We start from the raw sequence: 22,126 nt of genomic DNA on the forward strand, positions 1-22,126 counted from the left end.
AAAATCAGCTGGAGGAAATCATGGGTCGGACGTCGATATTTATGCTCTCCGCAGCCGCGACGATGCTTGCCGGCACGATGCCGGCGCTCAGTGCCTGGCAACCGCAAAAGCCGATCGAGTTCATCGCCACCGCCGGGCCCGGCGGCGGGACCGACAACCTCGCGCGCGCGGTGCAGAACATCATCACCAAGCACAAGCTGACGGAGCAGCCGATCGTCGTCGTCAACAAGGGCGGCGGCAGCGGCGCCGAAGGCTATGTCTATGGCAAGGCCTCCGCTGGCGATCCCTACAAGGTGATCTTCGGCACCTCGAACGCGTGGCAGCAACCGCTCGTCTCCAAGGTCGCCTTCAACTACACCGATCTCACTCCGATCGCGGCGATGGCGCAGGACGAGTTTTTGCTCTGGGTCAAGCAGGACGCGCCCTACAAGACGGCGGGCGACTATCTGAAGGCGGCCGCATCGGGCGAGTTCAAGATGGGCGGCGCCCAGTCAAAGGACACCGACGAGGTGCTGACACGCATGATCGAGAAGGCCGGCAAGGTCAAGCTGACCTACATCCCCTTCAAGAGCGGCGCCGAGACCGCCGTGCAGCTCGCCGGCGGACATCTCGATTCCCACGTCAACAATCCCAGCGAAAGCCTCGGGCAATGGCGCGGCGGCACGCAGCGGCCGCTCTGCGTTTTCAGCCCGAAGCGGCTGCCGCAGGGCGCCAAGGTCACCGCGACCGAGGGCTGGGGCGACGTTCCGACCTGCGTCGAGCAGGGGCTCGACATCAAGCAATATGAGCAGCCGCGCACGGTGTGGTTGCCCGGCAAGGTCACGCCGGACCAGGCCGCGTTCTATGTCGACCTCATGAAGAAGGTGCAGGCGACGCCGGAATGGAAGGACTACATCGAGAAGACCTCCCAGGTCGACACGTTCCTGACGGGTGCCGAGTTCGACAAGTTCATCAAGCAGGATCTCGAACACGTCAAACAGGTCGCGGGCGAGCAGGGCTGGCTCGTCAAGTGAGGTGGGGCGCGCCTCAAACTCCGCTGTCGTCCCTGCGAACGCAGGGACCCATACCGCGTGATCTCTCGAGGAGTGCTGGTGGTGGTACCGGCGTGGATGTGACGTCAAGTCTTCGTCAAACGTCTCCCTGGGGTTATGGGTCCCTGCGTTCGCAGGGACGACAGCGAGGGCTGGGCAAAGACGCATGCGCCACTACCGACCCTTGTCCGACGCCTGAGCGGAGCCCCCCATGATCTCACGCCGCGCTCTTGAACTTGCGACTGCCGTGCTCACCGGCGGCTTCGGTGTGTCCGTCGTCATCTCCAGCCTCGACAACGGCATCGGCTGGTCGAGCGCGGGCGTGGACGCCGGCACGTTTCCGTTCCTGACCGGCATCGTCATCGTGCTCGGAAGCCTCTACAACCTGGTGCGGGGCGTGTTGCCGGTTGCGTCCCTGGCAAACGTTCCCATCGCGATCACGCCCTTCGAGCTGCGCCGGCTCGCCGGCCTGTTCGTGCCGGCCGCGATCTTCGTGGCCGCGATCCCGCTCGCCGGGATGTACGTCGCCTCGTCGCTCTATGTCTTCGCGGTGCTGGCGATCCCAAAACATCAATCCGTGCCGCGCGCGCTGGGGATGGCGGCGGCGACGGCACTCGCGCTCTACGTCGTGTTCGAGCGCATGTTCCAGGTGAGCTTGCCGCACGGTGCGCTCGCAGCCGCCCTCGGGTTCTGACGGAGGACCGATGGACAATCTCGGGGAACTCCTCCACGGCTTCACCATCGCGGTCACCGTGCCGCACCTGGTGCTGATGGTCGTCGGCGTGCTGCTCGGCATTCTCGTCGGCGTGCTGCCGGGGCTGGGTGCGCCAAATGGCGTGTCGCTGCTCCTGCCGCTGACCTTCGGCATGCAGCCGGTGTCGGCGATCATCCTGCTCTCCAGCATGTATTGGGGGGCGTTGTTCGGCGGCTCGGTCACCTCGATTCTGTTCAACATCCCCGGCGAGCCGTCGTCGGTCGCGACCACTTTCGACGGCTATCCGATGGCGCGTGACGGAAGGCCGACCACGGCGCTTGCCACCGCCTTCGGCTCGGCCGCCTTCGGCGCGCTAATCGGCGTCATCCTGATCACTTTCCTCGCATCCTGGGTGGCGCAGGTCGCGCTCGCCTTCGGACCGGCGGAATATTTTGCGGTTTATTTCCTGGCCTTTGCCAGCTTCGTCGGCATGGGCGGCGCCGCGCCGATCAAGACCGTCGTGGCGCTCGCGATCGGCTTTGCCATCGCCGCGATCGGCATCGACACGGTGTCCGGCAGCGTCCGCCTCACCATGGGCGTTGACGAGCTGGTCAAGGGCGTGAGCTTCGTCGTCGCGGTGATGGGCCTGTTCGGCATCGGCGAACTGCTGGTTGCGGTCGAAGAGGAATTCCATGCCCGCGCGGTGTCCTCGAAGATCGACTGGCGCGAGGTGTTCCGAGCCGTCGGCCGCCTGCCGCGACATGGCATTGCGTTGCTGCGCAGCGCCGCAATCGGCTGCTGGATGGGCATCACCCCGGGCGGGCCGACCGCGGCATCCTTCATGAGCTATGGCATTGCCCGCCGCTTCTCGCGCCGGGGCCGCTATTTCGGCACCGGAGAGGTCGAAGGCATCATCTCGCCGGAGACGGCTGACCATGCCGCCGGCACCAGCGCGCTGCTGCCGATGCTCTCTCTCGGCATTCCCGGCTCGGCGACCGCGGCCGTCATGATGGGCGGGCTGATGATCTGGGGCCTCAATCCCGGGCCGATGCTGTTCGTCGACCAGAAGGACTTCGTCTGGGGCCTGATCGCCTCGATGTATGTCGGCAACATCGTCGCCGTCGCCTTGGTGCTGCTGACTGTTCCGGTGTTTGCCGCCTTGATGCGGATTCCCTTCGTGGTCATCGCCCCGCTGATCGTGATCATCTGCGTCGTCGGCGCGTATTCGGTGTCGAACTCCTATCTCGACGTCGTCATGATGCTCGGCTTCGGAATCGTCGGCTATCTCTTCAAGAAGCTGTTCTATCCCTTGGCGCCGCTCGTGCTCGCGATCGTCATCGGCGACAAGGCCGAGGATGCGTTCCGGCAGTCGATGCTGATGTCGAAGGGATCGCTCGGGATATTCTTCGCGAACAAGCTGGTGACATGCCTGATCATGGCCGGCATCGCGCTGTTGCTGCTTCCGCTCGTGCTGCAGCTCGCGCGCCTCTGGCGCAAACCCGCATCCCCCGCGACCGAACCGACGGCCCAGGAGAAGGTGATCATATGACCGCAAAGCCGCTGATTGCATTGGCCATGGGAGATCCCGCCGGCATCAGCCCGGAGCTGACGGCCAAGCTGGTGGCGCAGGACGACGTCCGCGCGAGCTGCCGGCTCGTCGTGATCGGCGACCGCCGCATCTTCGAGGAGGGCGCGCGCATTGCCGGCGTCAAGCCAGTGCTGAAGATGGTGGAGCAGGGGGCCGATCTTCGCGCGGCGGAGGGCGAGGCGCTGTTTCTCGATCTTCGTCACCTTGATCCCAAAGAGGTCGAGCCGAAGACCGCGAGCCTTGCTGGCGGAAAGTTCGCACTGGCGAACTATCGGCACGCGCTCGAGCTCGGCCGCGACGGCTATGTCGATGCGGTCTGCTTCACCCCCTTTAACAAGCAGGCGATGCGCCTTGCTCGCGCCGAGTACGACGACGAGATCGCGTTTTCGGCCGAAGTGGCCGGCCTCAAGACCGCGGCGAGCGAGTTCAACGTGCTGGACCGGCTCTGGAACGCGCGGGTGACCTCGCACATCCCGCTGAGGGACGTTGCCGCAAACCTGTCCAGCGAACGCATCCATCGTGCGCTCCAGCTGACCGATGCCTGCATGCGCAACGCCGGCTTCGCGCGGCCGCGGATCGCGGTGGCCGGTCTCAATCCACATGCTGGCGACGGCGGCAATTTCGGTCGCGAGGAGATCGACATCATCGCGCCCGTGGTCGCGGCCAGTCAGCGCGAGGGCATCGCCGCAGAGGGGCCGTTCCCGGCCGACACCGTCTTCCTGCGCGCCAAGGCCGGCGCCTTCGATGCGGTGCTGACGATGTATCACGACCAGGGCCAGATCGCGATGAAGCTGATGGGCTTCGATCGCGGCGTGACCATGCTCGGCGGCTTCCCTTTCCCGATCTGCACGCCCGCGCACGGCACCGCCTACGACATTGCCGGGCAGGGAATCGCATCGATCGGCGCCAGTCGCGCCGCGTTGCTCCTCGCCGCGGAGATGGCCGCCCGACGCGCCGCCTGATTTGCACGCACTGGCAGTGAGCGCTTGCTGCGCTCGCTTTGCGGGCAGGATTAGACTTTCGGGAAAAACTGGAAACTTCCGCCGTCGCGACGAGTTGGCGTCCCATGGATATCTCCAGTGGGAGCTGGGAAGATGGTCGACGACGACCCGCTACGAACGGCGGTCGATACCGCTTGGTGCGTGTACCGCGCCCGCCATGGCGGTGTCGACGCTGCAGACGGCCGTCGATGCCTGCTTGAGCGTTATTTGCGAGGGAGATGGGAAGCGCGCGAGAGTAACGGCGATGCCCAGGAGCTCACGGGTTTCGGGCTTGCCTATCTCGAGCGGCTTTCGGACGACTCATGCTGAGCCTGATTGAGAGCCTCGTGTGCCGCCTGGCGAGCGCAAGCGCGAGGCCGCAGTGGACGTTGCTCGCGATCTCGAACCTTCTGTCCGCGGCCATCGTGCTGATCGTCCGGTCAGCGGTATAGCGGCGGGCTGTCATGCGCATCGCTCAGCTTGCTCCCCTGGCCGAAAGCGTCCCTCCAAAGCTCTACGGCGGCACCGAGCGGGTGGTGGCCTGGCTGGTCGATGAGCTCGTCAAGCTTGGACACGACGTCACGCTGTTTGCGAGCGGCGACTCGCGCACGACCGGCAAGCTTCACCCGGTATGGCCACGCGCGCTGCGACTCGGCCGAAAGGGCGCGGATCCGGGTGCGGCCAACGCAATGCTGCTGGAAGCGATCGCGAAGCGGGCGAGAGATTTCGATGTGATCCACGCGCATATCGACTGGCTGCAACTGCCGTTGCTCAGTCGGCTTGGCGTGCCGTTCATGACGACCATGCACGGTCGCCTTGCCTGGGTTGCCCGAACTGGTTCGGCAATTCCCCGAGGCTGGTTTCGTGTCGATCTCCGATCATCAGCGTCTGCCGCTTCCGGATGCGAAGTGGATGGGAACGATCCAGCACGGATTGCCGTCGGAGCTGTTGCGCCCCTCTTATGAGGAGGGAGCCTATCTGGCGTTTCTCGGTCGCCTGACGGCCGAGAAGGGGCCGGAGGACGCCATCCGCATCGCGCACGCGGCCCGGATGCCTCTGCGTATCGCCGCTAAGATTCCGCGCGCCGAGACCGCCTATTTCAAGAAGCACCTCGAGCCTCAAATCGACGGCGAGAAGATCCAGCTTGTCGGCGAAGTCGATGACGTGAAAAAGCAGGCCTTCCTCGACAGGGCCGCCGCGCTGCTATTTCCGATCGATTGGCCGGAGCCTTTCGGGCTGGTCATGATCGAGGCGATGGCCTGCGGAACGCCTGTGATCGCTTACCGCTCTGGCTCCGTCCCTGAGGTGATCGAGCACGGTGTGACCGGCTTCATCGTCGAGAACGAGGATCAGGCGGTCAAGGCGGTCGGCGAATTGGGCAAGCTGGATCGAAGGAGGGTGCGCGCCCGCTTCGAGGAACGCTTCACCGCACGCCGAATGGCGCGGCAGTACGAAGATCGGTATCGCGCGCTGATTGCCGCTACAGATCGAGAATTCACCGCACAACGGACGGAAACATGAAAGAAGACGGCGATGTCGCCGACAAAGGCGGGGCGGGTTCGCATCTTTGTCTTCGCCCTGGCGATCTCGCCAGCATTCGCGGCCGAGATCACCGCGGATGCCGTCAATTCCGCCCAGCCATCGAAGAGGACCCTCTCGAATAGAACCCGACCCTGGCGGGAGTGCGTCTGCAGGCTATTTCGGCATAGGCATTGTCAGCTCCTTGTCGGCCGTATCCACCACGAACACGGCAAGCAGCTTGGCAGGCTCGGTATCGCTGGCGTTCGCGCTGATGCCGTGGCGGTCGCCGGGTCTTTCGGAAAAGTTCTCCCCCTTGCGAAAGACCTTGGCCGGGCCGTCATTGACCTGACTGCGGATCGCGCCTTCCAGGACGGTGGCATAGATGAAGGCGGAGGGCGCGTGGATGTGGGCCGGCGACGAGCCCCCAGGACCATACTCGACCAGCACGCCCTTCATGCTCTTGCCGGGGACATTGGGCAGCATTTGGTCAAATACGACGGTGACCTTGGCCGATGGTGCTGCCGTCTCGGCCGCATGGACCGTCAGGACAGACGCGGCGTAAACCGCCGTTGCGATCAGCAATCTGCGCATGGGATTTCCTTCATTGCCGTTTCTGTGTTGATTGCGGGACTGGCGGCCCCTCAGAGGCGCGCGAGCCATGTTGCGAGCGGCGTCTTCCCGAGCCGAGCCTCGCCGAGCGGGTTCAGCGATGTGTCCTGAATGGAAGCGCCGTAATATTGCGCTTTTGGGTCGCCGACCACCGTACGGCTGTCGCCGGAGGCTTTCTGGCGGCGCGCGACGAACTCATTGAAGGGAGCCTTCTCGGGGCCTGCGATGTCGATGGTGCCATTCAGCGGCCGCCCCGTCGCGATCTCTGCGAGGCAATCGACCACGTCGTCGGCGGCGATCGGCTGAAACAGCGCCGACGGAACGACGATCTTGTCGCCGGCCGCTCCGGCCTCGCCAATGGCGCCGAGGAATTCGAAGAACTGCGTGGCGCGGACGATGGAGTAGGGGACCGCGGAGGCCTTGACGATGGTCTCCTGGGCGAGCTTGGCACGGAAATACGCGATGTCGGGCGAACGATCGGTCCCCACGATCGAGAGCGCGACGTGATGCTTGACGGCTGCGGCGGCCTCGGTCGCGGCGAGATTTCGGCTCGAGCGCTCGAAGAATTCGAGCACGGCGGCGGGCTCCCAGGACGGCGCGTTGGCCACGTCGACCACGACATCCGCGCCGGCCAGCGCCGCCGCGAGGCCTTCCCCGGTCACGGCGTTCACGCCTGATTTCGGCGAGGCCGCTACCGCGTCGTGGCCCTGCTGTTTGAGCTTCGCCACGAGCTTGGATCCGATCAATCCGGTTCCGCCGATCACGACGATCTTCATGGCAGGTCTCCTTGGCATGTAACGAGCGCGAGATGATTAGCCAGGGCGGACTCGCGCGCTCACGTCGATCAACGTGATGCGAAGCGACTCTATCGATCAAGGGCGCGGGGCTCTTGCCTGTTACGGGCGCGGCTTGCCGGAAAATGCTTCAGAAGCCGGAGTGCGATTTCACAAAACCGCTAGGGTCATTCCCTCGTGCCGCAAACACACTCTGCGATGATCGCAGAGTGCCAGTGTTTTGCCCGACTTGTCAAAATGTTTGAGAGAACGAGGACGCAAGCCCGGCTGAAAACACCAATGAAAGCAGCCCTTTGGCTACTGTGCATGGGGTTGTTTTCGCGTTTTCTAGATCGGCCGGCTGTTTCACGCCCCGCAGACGATCACGCCGTACCAGCCGAGCCCGCGATAGGTCTCATAGCCCGGCGTCGCATGGAACGCGACCAGGGCACCCGAGCGGTCATGGTAGAAGCCGGAGCGCTGGCCGTTCAGCGAGATCGAGATGCGCTCGCTGAGGATGCCCTGGCCGTCGGACGCCGCGATGATGCGGAAATTCGAATCGACCAGCAGCACGCGGGCCTTGTCGCTGTCGCCGACGCGCACGCCCTGCACGATGGCGCGGGCCTGCGCCTCCCAGTCGAAGTGGATGGCGAGCACGCCGATCGGGGCGCCGTGGGCCTGGCCGCCGGCGCGGACGCTGGCGCAATAGGTCGCCACCTGCGCGTTGCCGAGCAGCGGCTGGTTCTCGACGTCGCCGGCGACGTAGTCGTCACCGGAGCGCAAGGTTCGCGCCTCGCGAAACCACTTGGTGTGGGCGACGTTCTGGCCGACGACGCGGAAGCGGTCGGCGCGGCCGTTGGCGATGACGTTGCCGTCGAGGTCGCAGAGCCAGAGATCGAGATAGACGGTGTAGGCGCCGAGGATCACGCCCAGGCGCTGCGAGGCGTGCGACACCGCTGCGGCGGTCGGCGAGGCCGCGCAATCGACCACGGCGGAATCGGTCGCCCACCAGCGCACGTCGCAGGTGCGCTCATAGAGGTTGCGGTCGATCAGCTCGATAGCGTTGAGCGACAGGTCGACCATGCGCTCGCCGCGCGAGCGCTGGCTCATGCGGTCGATCGAGGCGACGAGATCGCCGGTGCGTTTGGTCAATTGGCTTTCGAGCTCGCGCGCGATGGTCTCGACCTGCTGGCCGACGCCGCGTACCTCCTGTGCCACCACCGCGAAGCCCGCGCCTTGCGCGCCGGCGCGCGAGCTCTCGATCAGCGCGTTCAGCGCCAGCATCTTCATCTGGTTGGTGATCTGCTGGATTGACTTGGTCTTGTCGACCGCGATCTGGTTGACCTCCGCGGTGAGGCGGTTGATCAGCGCGGAGATGTCGGAATCGTCGTCAGCGGGTTCGGTGGCGATCGGCTTGGCCTTCAGACCCAGCGCAGCAGACATCGGGGATTTCCCTTGGCAATGAGATCTGATCTGCAATGAACCCGGAACAATCGCTTACAGATCGAATACGATTCTTTTTCGAGGATTCCGCCTAACGCCTGCTTAATTTGCTGTTCCGCCGAATGCCCAAATGATAGTCAGTCGGCGCAGCAAATCGGCAATCCACCGCTTTGTGCGACGCGGAGATTGCAAATCCCAGGCGATTCCGGGTCAATCGTCGTCGCCAGCCGAACCGATGCGACAGCTCCGACTTCCGGGTCCCTCTAGCCAGCCCCTCATCATGACGCCGCCCGCCACTGCCTTGCCTGTCGAAGCGCCCCAGGCCTTTCTCGGCGTCGCCCGCTCGCTGACCGACAAGCTCTGGCGCGACCGGCTGGATCCCCGCGGGGCGGCCCAGGCGCTCGCCATGGTGCAGCGGCACCAGCTTCCCGAGCTGTTGGCCCGAGTGCTGGCCGGCCGCGGCGTCGATATCGACGCGGTGCCCGACTTTCTCGATCCGACCATCCGCAAGCTCATGCCGGACCCGTTCACGGTGACGGAGATGGAGGCGGCGGCGAAGCGGATCGCGGATGCGGCGGCGAAGGGCGAGAAGGTCGCGATTTTCGGCGATTACGACGTCGACGGCGCGACCTCGGCGGCGCTGCTGGCCTGGCACCTGCGCCATTGCGGTCTCGATCCGCTGATCCACATTCCCGACCGCATTTTCGAAGGCTACGGGCCCAATGTCGAAGCCGTTCGCGGGCTGGCGGCCAAGGGCGCCACGCTGCTCGTCACCGTCGATTGCGGTACCACCAGCATCGAGCCGCTGGCGGAAGCCAAGCGCCTCGGCATGTCCGTCGTCGTAATCGACCATCACCAGGCCGGCACCGAGCTGCCGGAGGTTGACGCGCTGGTCAATCCGAACCGGCTCGATGATCTCTCCGGCCTCGGCCATCTCGCCGCTGTAGGTCTCGTGCTGGTGACGCTGGTTGCGGTCAACCGCGAACTGCGTCAGCGCGGTTTCTGGAGCGCGGAGATGCCCGAGCCCGATCTGCTCGGCATGCTGCATCACGTCGCGCTCGGGACGGTTGCCGACGTCGCGCCCCTGATCGGCCTCAACCGCGCTTTCGTCGCCAAGGGGCTGATCGCGATGCGGCGGCGCGACCATGTCGGTCATACCGCGCTGATGGACGTGGCGCGGCTCAACGGGCCGCCGGAGGCCTGGCATCTCGGCTTCATGCTGGGGCCTCGCATCAATGCCGGCGGCCGCATCGGCCGCGCCGATCTCGGCGTGCGGCTATTGCTGGAAGGCGACGGCGTCGAGGCCGCGCGGATCGCCGCCGAGCTCGACCGCCTCAACGGCGAGCGCCGCGTCATCGAGCAGGCGGCCGAAGCGCAAGCCGAAGCCGAGGCGCTGGCCTCGATCGGGCTCGAGGACAAGCTCGGCGTCATCGTCACGGCGTCCGAAGGCTGGCATCCCGGCGTGGTCGGCCTCGTTGCCTCCCGGCTGAAGGAAAAGTTTTCGCGGCCCGCTTTCGCCTTAGCTCTGGAGCCCGGCGGCATCGGTACCGGATCGGGCCGCTCGATCGCGGGCGTCGATATCGGCAAGGCGGTGCGGCAGGCGGTCACTGACGGCATTCTGCTGAAGGGCGGCGGCCACGCGATGGCCGCGGGCGTGACGTTGCGGAAAGAGAAGCTCGCCGAGTTTCGCGCCTATCTCGAAAATGCGCTGGCGCAGGACGTCGCCGAGGCGCGCCACGTCAACGAGCTCTATATCGACGGCGCGGTCTCCGCGCGCGCCGTGAGGACGGAGCTTGCGGCAACGCTGAACCGTGCCGGTCCGTTCGGCAGCGGCAATCCGGAAGCCGTGCTGGCGCTGCCGGCGCACCAGCTCGTCTTTGCCGACGAGGTCGGGCAGGCGCATCTGCGTCTGCGCTTCAAGTCGGGCGATGGCGCCATCGTCAACGGCATCGCGTTCCGCTCGGTCGGCCAGAAGCTCGGCAACGCGCTGCTGGCCAACCGCGGCCAGCAGCTGCATGTCGCCGGCTCGCTCTCGGTCGATCGCTACCAGGGCGTCGAGCGGGTGCAATTCCGCGTCATCGACGTCGCGCTACCGGACCAGGGGCCATCCGTGATTAGATAACGCAAGATCTGACCAGCTCAGACGACACAAAATACGTCGCTCAAACAACAAAAAAGGGAGTGAACGTGGCAGGGCAGGTTGAGGGCAAGGTCGCGCTGGTGACCGGCGGCGCCTCCGGTATCGGCGAGGCCATCGTCGATCTGTTCGCGCGTGAGGGCGCGACTGTTGTCATCACCGACATCGATGAGCTGCGCGGGCCCGAGCTCGCCAAGCGCGTGACGAAAGCCGGCGGCAAGGCGATGTTCCTGGAGCAGGACGTCACCAGCGAGGAGCGCTGGATCGATATCGTCGCCGAAATCGCCAAGCGCTATGGTCGGCTCGATATTCTCGTCTCCAATGCAGGCATCGGCATCTCCGTGCCATCGATCGTCGACATGACCCTCGCCGACTGGCGCAAGCAGAACGCGATCAATCTCGACGGCGTGTTTCTCTCGGTCAAACATTGCCTGCCGCTGATGCGAAAGCATGGCGGCGGTTCGATCGTCATGATGTCCTCGCTCGCGGGCCTGCGCGGGGCGCCGGGCCTGTCGGCCTATTCGGCGACCAAGGGCGGCGTGCGGCTGTTCGCCAAATCGATCGCAATGGAATGCGCGGCGGCCGGCGACGGCATCCGGGTCAATTCCGTGCATCCCGGCATCATCGATACCCCGATCTGGGGCAAGATCCCGACGGGTGCGACCGGCGCCGGCCAGAACGCGCCAATCGATCCCGAGGAGCGTGCCAAGGTCGTCACGCCGCTCGCCCGCGCGGGGCAGGCGGCGGAGATCGCCTCAGGCGTGCTGTATCTGGCCTCCGATGCCTCGCGCTACGTCACCGGCAGCGAGCTCGTCATCGACGGCGGCATGAATGCCGGCGGCGTGCCGCGGCGGGCCTGAGCCGCGCAGGGCAGGGTGGCGGTCGCAGGGGCTGACGCGCAGGCGCAGCCCCTGTACAACGCGAGGAGCTTTCCGACCGACAGAGGTTTCCTTCGCCATGGCGCACAGCCTTCATTCGTCCTCTTCTGCGCCTGAGCCCGCTCGCTCGAACCGGCCGGACCTCGCCACCGATGCAATCCGCACCGCACGCGAAGACCTCGCCGCCTGCTTCCGCATGGCGGCGCGCAACGGTTTTGAGGAAGGCATCTGCAACCACTTCTCGGCCGTGGTACCCGGCCATGACGATCTGTTTCTCGTCAATCCCTATGGCTATGCCTTTCGCGAGATCACGGCCTCAAAGCTGCTGATCTGCGATTTCCACGGCAATGTGCTCGACGGCGAGGGCGTGCCGGAGGCGACCGCGTTCTACATCCATGCCGAGATGCACAAGCGCCTGCCGCGCGCCAAGGTCGCATTCCACACCCATATGCCCTATGCGACGGCGCTGTCGATGACCGAAGGCGATCCCTTGATCTGGGCCGGCCAGACCGCGCTGAAATTCTATGGCCGCACCGCGGTCGATCGCGACTACAACGGTCTTGCGCTCGACAACCAGGAAGGTGCGCGCATCGCATCCGCCGTCGGCGATGCCGACATCGTCTTCATGAAGCATCACGGCGTGATGGTGCTGGCGCCCACCATCGCGGAAGCCTGGGATGATCTCTATTATCTCGAACGCGCCGCCGAGGTACAGGTGCTGGCGATGTCGACGGGACGGAAGGTGCTGCCCGTCGATCCCGCGATCGCGGCCGAGACCTACAGGCAGATGCGCGAAGGCGATTCCGAATCCGCCCGGCTCCATCTCGCCGCGATCCGCAGGCAGCTCGACGCCGAAGAGCCGCAGTACCGGCATTAGCGATGAGTGCGTAGCCCGGATGGAGCGCAGCGAAATCCGGGGACTTCAACAGCGGAGGTATTGTCCCGGATTACGCTGCGCGCCATCCGGGCTACGGGCCAACGCGAGGCCTATGACCCCTGCCGCAGCTTCGCCAGCACCTTCAACCCGCCATAGCCGTCCGCCGGCGTGATCCCCGCGCGCTGCTGGAAATCCTTGATCGCCTTCATGGTGTCGTTGCCGACCCGGCCGTCGGTGCCGCCGGTGTCGAAACCGGCTTTCGTCAATCGCGTCTGCATCTCCTGCACCTCGGCAAGCGTCAGCGCGCGCTCGGAGCCGGGGAAGGGCTGGATGAAGGGCGGCGCCCCGAGGCAGCGGTCGCCGAGATGGCAGATCGCAAGCGCATAGTTCATGGAAGGGTTGTAGCTCTTCACCGAGTAGAAATTCGGTCCCAACAGGAACGTCGGTCCGCCCGCAACCGGCGTCCACATTTGTGCGGATGCGTTCGGCTGCGGGAACGGCTGGCCGTCGGCGCGGGTGACGCCGGCTGACGCCCAGGCCGCATAGGTGCGGCTGCCGCTCATATTGCTGGCGGCGCGCACCTCATAGCCCCAATGCTCGCCGCGATGCCATTTGCCGCGGTTGACGAGATATTTTGCGGTCGAGCCCAGCGCGTCGTCGGGCTTGCCGAAGGGTGAGACCTTGCCGTCGCCATCATAATCGATGCCGACATTGAGCCAGACTTCCGGCATCCATTGCGAATGGCCCATCGCGCCGGCCCAGGATCCCTGCATCTGCTCGGGCGTGCTCCAGCCCTTGTCGACGATGCGCAGCGCATTGATCAGCTCGGTCTCCCAATAGGTCTTGCGGCGCGGCTCGTTCCAGGCGAGCGCGGCGAGCGAGGGAAACACCGGCGTCATGTGGTTCTGCTGCACCAGGGGATCGCCATAAGCGGACTCGACGCCCCACAGCGCCAGCAGCGTGCCCCGCTCGACACCGAAATCCCGCTCAATGCGCGCCAGCAGCGCCTCGTTGTTCTTCAGCGCGATCTTGCCGTTGATGATGCGCCAGTCGGAGACGCGGCGGTTGATATATTGCCAGACCTGCTCGTGGAATTCGGGCTGGCTCCGCATCTGCTTGAACACGCTCATGTCGGGCTCGACCCGTCCCATCGCGCGCTGCCAGGTCGCGGCCGAGATGCCCTTGGCCATCGCGCGTGCGCGAAAGCTCTCGCGCCATTCGTCGAAGCCTGGAGGCGCGGCGAGCACGTGTGTCGGGAATGCGAGCAAAGCGGCTGCACCGAACGTCGATTGCAGCAGGCTGCGGCGAGTCGGATGGGGGGAGGAATCAGCGTGCGTCATGGGCACATTGTAGCCCGAAACATGGCCGGTGTGCGTCGGTTCCTGGAACAGCCACGCGGCTGATTCTGCGCGGCCCGGCATCATGCTTCGGTCGGAACAAACTGTCGCAGTCCTGCATTCCCTCCGTATCCGGAAGGAGGAAGAGATGATGAGGACATATCTGTTTGCCGCCGCCATGATCACCGCCGTTGCGACGCCTGCGTTCGCTGATGAAGTCGGCGTTCACGTCGGCCCGGTCGGCGCCGGCGTGACGGTCGGTCAGTCCCACGAGTATCGTGAGCGGGATCGCGATCGCGACCGCACCACCGTCATCAGGGAGCGCGAGCCCTCTGATCGCACCACGGTGATCAAGAAGCAGGATGAATTCGGCAATCGCAGCAAGACCGTGATTCATCACGACAACGACTGACGGAGCAGGGCCCCGGCGGAGCGTCGGGGCCCCGCCTTGCGCATGCAGTCCGTTCATTGAACATTCGGGGTGGAATGAAGATACACACGCATGCGGAAAGCCATGTCGTCGAACTCGACGACGGATCGCAATGGCAGATCTTTCCCGGCGATCTCGCAACCACGCTGAGTTGGAAGCCCGAGACCGATTTGCACCTCGAGCAAAGCGCCGACCGCGTGAGCTCGCATGTGCTGGTGAATGCTGCCGACAACAGCCGCGTACGGGTGATCGCAGCGGACGAGACCTGGGTCGACGGTGAGGTTAAGAAACTGTTGAAGGGCGGGTAGTCGGCTCCCGCGCTTCCCGATATCCCTGACTTTAGGCCTGTCGTTTTACGGTCGGTTCGCTTCCGCCTGCGTAAGATGCGGCATGCGGGAGCTGTTCGACATCATCCGTGCCAATCCCTGGCCCTTCGGTGCCGGGCTCTTCGTCGTCGTTCTGATGATCATCGCCGAGAACTTTGGCCGCGGTATTCAGGGCGGCGACGGCGGTGCGGGTGGCGATTTCTGGGATGCCGCCGGCTGTGACGGCGGCGACGGGGGAGGCGGCGACTAGGCCTCGCCTAGTCCCCCTGCAGCTCGGTCGCGACGTTGGCGAGCCATCGCCGAATGCTCGCTTCGGCCTTGGCATCGAGGCCATCGGCAAGACGCTTCTCCAGCACCATCACCCGTTCCCGGCACGCCTTCAACAACGTCGTTCCGCGCTTGGTCAGTGTCCATTGCTGGATGCGGCCATGGACGGGATGAGGCGTCATCAGAATCGCGCCGTCGCGTTCGAGATTGCGGATGATGACCCCGACCGTTTGCGGCGTGAGGAAGGTGAGGCGGGCGACATCGGCGCCTGATAGTCCCGGATAGGCATTCAGCATCGTCAGCACCGCGAATTGCGGCGAGGTTACACCGAGATCGGCGAGCGTCCGCTCGGTCGTCAGACGGACTGCGGCGTGAGCCTGGCGCAAGAGATAGCCGAGATAGCCCTGCTCGCCGCGCTTGCCTTCGCCGGCAGCGGGAACACGCACCGCCGCGTCGCCCGCAGGTTCGGGCACCGGGCGGGTTTTCGATCTGGTGACGGCATCGGTCTTGCGTGACATGTCAGAGCTCTTATACCATGTAAGTACACTTATAATAAGACCAGGTGAACCGCAATGTCACATGCCCGTAGCGAATACGAGGATTTCAAGAAGATCGCGCCCGACGTCTATGATCTGGTGCTGGCGCTGGGTCAGTTTGCAACCAAGGCCGGCCTGGACAAGCAGCTCATCGAGCTCGTCAAGCTGCGCGCCTCGCAGATCAACGGCTGCGCCTTCTGCGTGCAGCATCATGTCCTGCTGTCGGAACGGATCGGCGTTCCCGTCGACAAGCTCCATTTGGTCGCGGTCTGGCGCGAGGCGCCGATCTTTTCGCCGCGTGAGCGTGCCGCGCTGGCCTGGGCTGAGGCTCTGACCGTCCTGCCCGACGGCGTCAGCGAGGACGTCTATGCCGAAGCGGCCCGGGAGTTCTCCGAGACCGAACTGATGTACCTGACCTCGGCGGTCGCCTCGATCAATGTCTGGAATCGCTTTGGGGCTGCATTTCGCTGGACGCCGGCGCCGCGGCCGGTGGCCGCGAATGCTGCGGCATCCTGATCGGCACAAGGGAGGTCATGATGACAGCAATGAGCTTATCTGCCGTACAGCGTCCGGCACCGTCACGTTCGACCGCGCTCGCCGTCGTTGCAGGGCTGGCCTGTGCGCTGGCGATCGGCAAGGCGCTGCCGGAGACGATGGATGCCGTCTCCGGCGCGCTGGCGCCGCTCTGCGCCACGGCGGCGGAGAGCTCGCCGCTCGACAAGGTCGAACCGATCGGCTCCTACGCATTGCCGAACGTGCCGGGCAAGCGCGTCACCATCGTGCGCGTCACCTATGGTCCGGGAGGATTCTCGCGCCCGCATCGTCACGCAGGATCCGTGACCGCCTACATCACCAAGGGCGAGATCCGCTCCCAGCTTGGCGGCGGTCCTGTCGCGACGTTTGGCGTCGGCCAGTCCTTCTTCGAGCCGCCGGGCTCGACGCATCTGGTCTCGGCCAATGCCAGCCTGACGGAGCCTGCGGAATTGATCGCGGTGTTCGTGGCGGACGAGGGCGCGCAGCTCACAACGTTCTTGGAGTAGAGCACGGCTAGGAGGCGCGATCCCGCGATCGCCTCAGCCGTTTCCATGCCGGCGAGAGACCGCATTGGACTGCCGGAATCGCAACCGCGCCGACAAGCAGTCCAAGCACGCCTGAGATGGCTGCCTCGACCGACCATTCGATGATGCCGGCAATGGATGGAAGGGCGTGTGCGGCCGCCTCGGTTGCGGCATGGACCGTGCGGCCGACCACGGGCGGGCCGTATTTTTCGATGCCGTGCAGGATGATGCCGCCGCCAACCCAGATCATGGCGGCGGTGCCGATGGTGCTCAGCACCGTCAGGAACGTGGGCATACCGCGGACCAGCGCGCGTCCAAGCGAGCGGATCGCGGCGCCAATGACTGAGGCGCCGTCGTAGCCCGCAAGGGCTACGCCGGCATCGTCAGCCTTCACGATCAGGGCCACCACGCCGTAGACCCCGACCGTGATACCGAAGCCGACCAGCGCCAGCACCAATGCCTGCGTCCAGATGCTGCCTGCCGGAAGGGCCGCCAGCGTGATCGCCATGATCTCTGCCGACAGGATGAAATCCGTCTTGATGGCGCTCGCGACCTTCTCGTCCTCGACCGACCGGGCATTCAGCGCGATCGACTCGAGCTGGGCTTCATGGTGGTGCGCATGATGCGGCATTACGGCTTCGAGCACCTTCTCGGTACCCTCGTAGCAGAGAAAGGCTCCGCCCAGCATGAGCAGCGGCGTCACCGCGGTGGGAAGGAAATAACCAAGCAGCAGGGCAGCGGGAAGCAAAATCAGCAATTTGTTGCGCAGCGATCCGACTGCAATCTTGCCGACGATCGGCAGTTCGCGCTTCGAGGCAAAACCGATGACGTAGTTCGGCGTGACGGCCGCGTCGTCGATGACCACGCCAGCCGCCTTTGCGCCTGCTTTGGCAGCCTGGCTCGCCACATCGTCGAGCGAGGCCGCTGCCACCTTTGCAATCGCCGCGATATCGTCGAGAAGACCGATCAGTCCGACACTCATCACCCCGATCCCTGTTTTTGTTTGAGCCGGCGGTGCGCGCGACAACAAGCTCTTGCACCGCCCTTCGTTGGAGCGAGCAAGCCGTCAATTCTCCTCGCCGCTCGATCCCTCGCGCAGATCCGGCTTGATCACGTCGTCCGGCAGTGCATGGGCGACCGGCTGCGACGTGACGGCGATCTCCGGGCCGACCTCGCGGCCGCGGGCGTGGATCAGGCGTTCGTAGGCGGAGACCAGGGTGACGTAGGGGCTGACCCAGATCCAGCCGTCGCGTGTGAACACCTGCACGTCGAAATGCAGATGCATCGAGGTACCGGCGGGATGGTCGAGATAATTCGAGATCACGCCGATCTTCTCGCCTTCGGTGACGATGCGGCCATTGAGCACGCCATCGGCGTTCATTGCGTGCGGATTCATGTGCATGTAGCGGAAGCGGATGTGCTCGGTGCGGCTGTTGACTTGAAGCGTCGCGGCCTGGTCCCTGGACGCGCGGATCACGATGGCATCGCGCACCGCGACGACACCGCGCTGCTTGGGATCGCAGGGCTCGCGGCCTTCGCCGGGCGGTGGGCAGTCGGCGGCGCGGATGTCCTCGCCCTGGTGGCCGTAACCGCCCGCGCATTGCCAAACCTCGAAACTGCGGGACTCGCAGAAATTGTCGCGCCAGGGATAGGCGGTCGTGCTCTCCGTCCTGTCCCGCTTGGCATAGGATTGCGAGCGGACGAAGGCTGGAGCCTTTTCGAGCGGAAAGCGGATCTGTGCATAGGCCATTGCGTCGGGATGGCCGCCCTGCTTGCGGTAGCCGGTGTTCGGGATGATGTCGCCGCTCGGCCGGTAGCTGAAATCCGGTGAACGGCCCGTCGGGCGATCGAGGATGTTGGAGGCGATGTCCGTCAATGGTCGCATGCGCTGGCCGCCGGCGACGCGCAGGGCCTTCAGGAAGCGCTCGGCGACCGGATAGGCTTCCTTGCAGGCCAGCCGCCGCGGCTTGGCGACGCTGTCGAGGCACTGAATCGACACCACATAGGCGACGCCGAAACGGGTAAAAGCGTAGCGTACATAGCCTTCCCGGATAAACCTGCGCAGGTCCGGATAGAGCGCTATGAGCGGTTTGATCTGCTCGCCCTTGCCGCCGGTGGGATCGGCGATGTCGTAGACCAGCGCCGATCCCGTGATCTGCACTTCGACCGGCCTTGTGAACACCCGGCTTGGCATGCCGTCGCCGGCGCCGGGCTCGAGCGAGAAGGTCGCGCTGTAACCGGCGGGGCCGGCATCGAACATGTCGACGGGATTGAAGTCCGCCTGATAGCGCGACAGCGCGAGCGTCGCCGTCGCGCCGCTGCGCTGCGCCTCGAGGTAAGCGGCGGCGTCGAACGGCAGCAGCACCGGTACGGGACTGCGGGTGATGCCGGTGAAGAGTCGCGAGGATACCGCGTTGAGCTGCACCAATGCGGGCATCGCGCGGGGATCGTAGCGCGGCACCGAACGGCGAGGGGCGAAGATGAAATCGTCCGCGACCCGGGGGCGGCTGTTGATCTCGGTGCGGAGCTGGTCGAGCGCTGCGCGCCAGTCGACGCGCAGGGCCGTGAGCGAGGGGCTGCGGAATTCATCCGCAGCGAGCGGAGTGGCAATGAGGAGCGAAAGCGACGCCAAAAGAAGCGAGACGAAGCGGAAACCCTTCCCAACCACTGTCTCGCCCCCCGGCGGCACCTGCTGCGATCGCTCTGTTCCCCGTCAGTCCTTGGCGCGTTCTGAGTAGGAGCCGTCCTCCGTCATGACGACGATGCGGGTGCCGACTGCGATGTGCGGCGGCACGGTGGTGCGCACGCCGTTGGAAAGCACCGCCGGCTTGTAGGAGGACGAGGCCGTCTGGCCCTTGGTCACCGGCTCGGTCTCGACCACTTCCAGTGTCACGCGCTGGGGCAGCGCGAGCGAGACCACGTTGACGTCGTGGGTCGACAGCTTGACGGTCATGTCCGGTTGAAGATACGAGGCCGCGTCGCCGACGACGTCCTTGGAGACCTGGACCTGGTCGTAGGTCTCCGGATTCATGAAGTGGAAGCCGTCGCCATCTTCATACAGGAAGGTGTAGTTGCGCTCCTCGATGGTGGCCTTTTCGACCTGGTCGGTGGTCTTGTAGCGCTCGGAGATCTTTACCCCGTCCGAGATTCGGCGCATCTCGATCTGGCTGACCGGGGTGCCCTTGCCGGGGTGGATGTTTTCGGCGCTGACGACGACATAGAGCTTGCCGTCTTGCTCGATCACGTTGCCTTTGCGAATAGAACTGGCGATGACTCTCAAAGCTGTATTTCCTGCTTGCTTGGCCCGGCACCGGCCAGGACGTGATCAATTCGATGGGGGACTTGGGGTCTCAAATCGGACCTCGGCGCCCGTTTCGGGCCGCAACATACTGATTTTGCCGTTAGATGCCAGCATTTTGCTCGGCCGTGGGGCGGTCAGGTAATGGCTGGGGACAAGCCCATCTCACCGTTCTGGTCGCCCGGGCGACATCTCGACCGTCGGCCGTTCCTCCAGGCCAGGGGGGCCATTACCGGGTCTCTACGGGGCTTTTTCGCCGAGCAGGGGTTCGTGGAGGTCGAAACCTCCGTTCTCCAGGTCTCCCCGGGCAATGAGACCCATCTGCACGCCCCCCGGACCGAGATCATGCGGCCGGACGGCAGCCGAGCCCTCCGGTATCTGCGGACTTCGCCCGAATTCGCCTGCAAGAAGCTGCTGGCGGCGGGCGAGACGCGGATTTTCGAGCTCGCCCGGGTGTTCCGCGACCGTGAGCGCGGCGACCTTCATCTACCCGAATTCACCATGCTGGAATGGTATCGGGCAGGCGCCTCCTATGACGCCATCATGGCCGATTGCGTCGTCGTCATCGCCCGTGCGGCGCAGGCGACCGGCATCGGGACCTTCTCGTTCCGGGGGCGGACCGCCGATCCCCTCGCCGAGCCCGAGCTGCTGACCGTAGCGGGGGCCTTTGAACGGTTCGCCGGCATCGACCTGCTGTCGACAATCAGGGACGGCGAGGGTAACCGTGCCGCTCTGGCCGAGGCGGCGAGTAGCAAGGTCCGTGTGGCCGGGGACGACACCTGGTCCGACATCTTCAGCAAGGTGCTCGTCGAGCACATCGAGCCGCATCTGGGGCAGGGGCGTTTGACCATTTTGTTCGAATACCCATCTCCAGAGGCGGCGCTGGCACGGGTGAAGGCTGACGATCCCAGGGTTGCCGAGCGGTTCGAGGTCTACGCCTGCGGCGTCGAACTCGCCAACGGCTTTGGGGAACTGACCGATGCCGAGGAGCAGCGAAAACGCTTCACGGAATCGATGACGGAGAAGCAGCGCCGCTACGGCGAGGCCTATCCGCTCGACGAGGACTTTCTGGCCGCAGTTGCGGCAATGCCGGAGGCCAGCGGCGTCGCCCTCGGCCTCGACCGGCTGGTGATGCTGGCAAGCGGCGCATCGCGGATCGATCAGGTAGTTTGGACGCCACCTGCAAATGAAGCGTCTAGTGAGACATGACGAAAACGAACCTTGCACGCACTTTGCGCGAGCCGGCTGAGCTCGTCGCCGAAGGTCTGGCGCCTGCAACAGCGCTGCCGGCGCTCGAACGCGTTGCCGCACGCTATGCTGTGGCGATCACGCCGGCGCTGGTCGAACTGATCGATACATCTGACCCCGACGATCCCATCGCACGGCAATTCGTTCCGAGCGCCGCGGAGCTTGAGATGCAGCCGGGCGAGGACGCCGATCCGATCGGCGATCATCCGCACTCGCCGGTAGCAGGGATTGTGCATCGCTATCCCGATCGCGTGCTGTTCAAGCTCGTTCACGTCTGCGCGGTCTATTGCCGCTTCTGCTTCCGCCGCGAGATGGTGGGCCCCGGCAAGGACAGCGCGCTGTCGGACGGCGCCTATCGCGCGGCGATCGATTACATCCGTTCGCATCACGAGATCTGGGAAGTGATCCTGACCGGCGGCGATCCCCTGATGCTGTCGCCGCGCCGGATGGGCGAGATCATGGCCGAACTCGCGGCAATCGATCACGTCAAGATCATTCGCCTTCACACCCGCGTGCCCGTGGCCGATCCCGCGCGCATCAGCGACGAGTTGGTTGCGGCACTCAAGGTCGAGGGCGCGGCCACCTGGGTGGCGCTGCACGCCAATCATGCGCGCGAACTGACGGGACCGGTGCGCGCCGCGTGCGCGCGGCTCGTCGATTCCGGAATTCCCCTGGTGAGCCAGTCGGTGCTGTTGCGCGGGGTCAATGACAACATTGCCGCTCTGTCGGATTTGATGCGAGCTTTCGTCGAATGCCGGATCAAGCCCTATTATCTGCATCACGGCGACCTCGCGCCGGGCACGGCGCATCTGCGCACGACGCTGGCGGAGGGGCAGGAGTTGATGCGGCAGTTGCGCGGGCGGGTGTCAGGGCTATGTCAGCCGGACTATGTCATCGACATTCCCGGGGGCGCCGGCAAATCCCCGGTGGGGCCGAGCTACGTCCTGGCGCCGCATAATACCGCACCCCATGCGGGTGATGCGGAAGCCGAAACGCGCTATCGTATCGTGGACTATTGCGGCGACGTTCATCTCTATCCGCCCGAGACGTGAGCGGTGTTGGAGAGCGCGCCGGTTCGAGAACGGAGAAGCAAGA

General features: G+C 65.1%; 23 protein-coding genes and 1 pseudogene. 16 read left to right on the forward strand and 8 right to left on the reverse strand.

Going from position 1 to position 22,126, the window contains the following annotated elements; genetic code table 11:
- Positions 1-20 precede the first annotated feature (20 nt).
- The 6 genes and pseudogenes from GGD65_RS01050 to GGD65_RS01075 all read left to right on the forward strand — a co-directional run bounded on the left by GGD65_RS01050 (position 21) and on the right by GGD65_RS01075 (position 5,814).
- Positions 21-1,013 (forward strand): tripartite tricarboxylate transporter substrate binding protein, encoded by a 993-nt coding sequence (locus tag GGD65_RS01050; RefSeq protein WP_179730559.1) that lies wholly within the window; start codon positions 21-23, stop codon positions 1,011-1,013.
- A 229-nt stretch (positions 1,014-1,242) separates the two neighbouring features.
- Entirely contained in the window at positions 1,243-1,725 is a 483-nt protein-coding gene (locus GGD65_RS01055; RefSeq protein ID WP_026202871.1) for a tripartite tricarboxylate transporter TctB family protein, read from the forward strand.
- A gap of 10 nt (positions 1,726-1,735) precedes the next feature.
- On the forward strand, positions 1,736-3,274 hold the full coding sequence (locus GGD65_RS01060; RefSeq protein WP_018323069.1) for a tripartite tricarboxylate transporter permease: 1,539 nt from the start codon (positions 1,736-1,738) through the stop codon (positions 3,272-3,274).
- A complete protein-coding gene (locus tag GGD65_RS01065) occupies positions 3,271-4,275 on the forward strand; it encodes a 4-hydroxythreonine-4-phosphate dehydrogenase PdxA (protein ID WP_183234185.1) in 1,005 nt (334 codons plus the stop codon). Before GGD65_RS01060 ends, GGD65_RS01065 begins: the two co-directional genes overlap by 4 nt.
- Before the next feature lie 132 nt (positions 4,276-4,407).
- On the forward strand, positions 4,408-4,623 hold the full coding sequence (locus GGD65_RS01070; RefSeq protein ID WP_084675008.1) for a hypothetical protein: 216 nt from the start codon (positions 4,408-4,410) through the stop codon (positions 4,621-4,623).
- Between the two features lie 134 nt (positions 4,624-4,757).
- A pseudogene (locus tag GGD65_RS01075) lies at positions 4,758-5,814 on the forward strand (glycosyltransferase family 4 protein).
- A gap of 174 nt (positions 5,815-5,988) precedes the next feature.
- On the opposite strand, the gene GGD65_RS01080 reads toward GGD65_RS01075, so the two are convergent.
- From GGD65_RS01080 to GGD65_RS01090, 3 genes are all read right to left on the reverse strand, one after another.
- On the reverse strand, positions 5,989-6,405 hold the full coding sequence (locus GGD65_RS01080; protein ID WP_183234186.1) for a cupin domain-containing protein: 417 nt from the start codon (positions 6,403-6,405) through the stop codon (positions 5,989-5,991).
- 50 nt (positions 6,406-6,455) lie between these two features.
- A complete protein-coding gene (locus GGD65_RS01085; protein ID WP_091956819.1) occupies positions 6,456-7,199 on the reverse strand; it encodes an SDR family oxidoreductase in 744 nt (247 codons plus the stop codon).
- A 363-nt stretch (positions 7,200-7,562) separates the two neighbouring features.
- Positions 7,563-8,639 (reverse strand): methyl-accepting chemotaxis protein, encoded by a 1,077-nt coding sequence (locus GGD65_RS01090; RefSeq protein ID WP_092258484.1) that lies wholly within the window; start codon positions 8,637-8,639, stop codon positions 7,563-7,565.
- 280 nt (positions 8,640-8,919) lie between these two features.
- Here GGD65_RS01090 and recJ point away from each other — a divergent pair, with 280 nt between their 5' ends.
- From recJ to GGD65_RS01105, 3 genes are all read left to right on the forward strand, one after another.
- Positions 8,920-10,761: a single-stranded-DNA-specific exonuclease RecJ gene (gene recJ / locus GGD65_RS01095; RefSeq protein ID WP_183234187.1), complete on the forward strand. Its 1,842-nt coding sequence runs from the start codon at positions 8,920-8,922 to the stop codon at positions 10,759-10,761.
- Positions 10,762-10,826: 65 nt separating this feature from the next.
- Positions 10,827-11,636: an SDR family NAD(P)-dependent oxidoreductase gene (locus GGD65_RS01100; RefSeq protein ID WP_183234188.1), complete on the forward strand. Its 810-nt coding sequence runs from the start codon at positions 10,827-10,829 to the stop codon at positions 11,634-11,636.
- Between the two features lie 97 nt (positions 11,637-11,733).
- Positions 11,734-12,531, forward strand: a complete 798-nt coding sequence (locus GGD65_RS01105) for an aldolase (RefSeq protein WP_183234189.1) — start codon at positions 11,734-11,736, stop codon at positions 12,529-12,531.
- Positions 12,532-12,641: 110 nt separating this feature from the next.
- On the opposite strand, the gene GGD65_RS01110 is transcribed toward GGD65_RS01105, so the two are convergent.
- Positions 12,642-13,871 carry a lytic murein transglycosylase gene (locus GGD65_RS01110; protein WP_183234190.1) on the reverse strand — a complete coding sequence of 410 codons (1,230 nt, stop codon included), beginning with the start codon at positions 13,869-13,871 and terminating at the stop codon, positions 12,642-12,644.
- Between the two features lie 148 nt (positions 13,872-14,019).
- Here GGD65_RS01110 and GGD65_RS01115 point away from each other — a divergent pair, with 148 nt between their 5' ends.
- From GGD65_RS01115 to GGD65_RS01125, 3 genes are all read left to right on the forward strand, one after another.
- Entirely contained in the window at positions 14,020-14,280 is a 261-nt protein-coding gene (locus GGD65_RS01115; RefSeq protein ID WP_026202873.1) for a hypothetical protein, read from the forward strand.
- A 74-nt stretch (positions 14,281-14,354) separates the two neighbouring features.
- On the forward strand, positions 14,355-14,606 hold the full coding sequence (locus GGD65_RS01120) for a hypothetical protein (RefSeq protein WP_183234191.1): 252 nt from the start codon (positions 14,355-14,357) through the stop codon (positions 14,604-14,606).
- Positions 14,607-14,688: 82 nt separating this feature from the next.
- Positions 14,689-14,874 carry a hypothetical protein gene (locus GGD65_RS01125; protein ID WP_183234192.1) on the forward strand — a complete coding sequence of 62 codons (186 nt, stop codon included), beginning with the start codon at positions 14,689-14,691 and terminating at the stop codon, positions 14,872-14,874.
- A 7-nt stretch (positions 14,875-14,881) separates the two neighbouring features.
- Here the strand turns inward: GGD65_RS01125 and GGD65_RS01130 are convergent, their stop codons facing one another.
- Positions 14,882-15,409, reverse strand: a complete 528-nt coding sequence (locus GGD65_RS01130) for a MarR family winged helix-turn-helix transcriptional regulator (protein ID WP_179730551.1) — start codon at positions 15,407-15,409, stop codon at positions 14,882-14,884.
- A gap of 54 nt (positions 15,410-15,463) precedes the next feature.
- Between GGD65_RS01130 and GGD65_RS01135 the strand changes: the two genes are divergently transcribed.
- Both GGD65_RS01135 and GGD65_RS01140 read left to right on the forward strand, forming a co-directional pair.
- The gene (locus tag GGD65_RS01135; RefSeq protein WP_183234193.1) at positions 15,464-15,943 is read left to right on the forward strand and encodes a carboxymuconolactone decarboxylase family protein; all 480 of its coding nucleotides are present in this window, start codon (positions 15,464-15,466) and stop codon (positions 15,941-15,943) included.
- Positions 15,944-15,963: 20 nt separating this feature from the next.
- Positions 15,964-16,467: a cupin domain-containing protein gene (locus GGD65_RS01140; protein ID WP_183234194.1), complete on the forward strand. Its 504-nt coding sequence runs from the start codon at positions 15,964-15,966 to the stop codon at positions 16,465-16,467.
- Positions 16,468-16,474: 7 nt separating this feature from the next.
- On the opposite strand, the gene GGD65_RS01145 is transcribed toward GGD65_RS01140, so the two are convergent.
- From GGD65_RS01145 to efp, 3 genes are all read right to left on the reverse strand, one after another.
- Complete coding sequence (locus GGD65_RS01145; RefSeq protein ID WP_183234195.1) at positions 16,475-17,467, reverse strand: DUF808 domain-containing protein; 993 nt, start codon at positions 17,465-17,467, stop codon at positions 16,475-16,477.
- An 84-nt stretch (positions 17,468-17,551) separates the two neighbouring features.
- On the reverse strand, positions 17,552-19,174 hold the full coding sequence (locus GGD65_RS01150; protein ID WP_018323087.1) for a peptidoglycan DD-metalloendopeptidase family protein: 1,623 nt from the start codon (positions 19,172-19,174) through the stop codon (positions 17,552-17,554).
- A 24-nt stretch (positions 19,175-19,198) separates the two neighbouring features.
- Positions 19,199-19,765 carry an elongation factor P gene (gene efp, locus GGD65_RS01155; RefSeq protein ID WP_018323088.1) on the reverse strand — a complete coding sequence of 189 codons (567 nt, stop codon included), beginning with the start codon at positions 19,763-19,765 and terminating at the stop codon, positions 19,199-19,201.
- Between the two features lie 162 nt (positions 19,766-19,927).
- Between efp and epmA the strand changes: the two genes are divergently transcribed.
- Both epmA and GGD65_RS01165 read left to right on the forward strand, forming a co-directional pair.
- Positions 19,928-20,992 carry an EF-P lysine aminoacylase EpmA gene (gene epmA / locus GGD65_RS01160; RefSeq protein WP_183234196.1) on the forward strand — a complete coding sequence of 355 codons (1,065 nt, stop codon included), beginning with the start codon at positions 19,928-19,930 and terminating at the stop codon, positions 20,990-20,992.
- On the forward strand, positions 20,989-22,083 hold the full coding sequence (locus tag GGD65_RS01165) for a lysine-2,3-aminomutase-like protein (protein WP_183234197.1): 1,095 nt from the start codon (positions 20,989-20,991) through the stop codon (positions 22,081-22,083). Before epmA ends, GGD65_RS01165 begins: the two co-directional genes overlap by 4 nt.
- The last annotated feature ends 43 nt before the right edge of the window (positions 22,084-22,126 follow it).

This window comes from Bradyrhizobium sp. CIR18, assembly GCF_014198295.1.
Classification (GTDB): Bacteria; Pseudomonadota; Alphaproteobacteria; order Rhizobiales; family Xanthobacteraceae; genus Bradyrhizobium.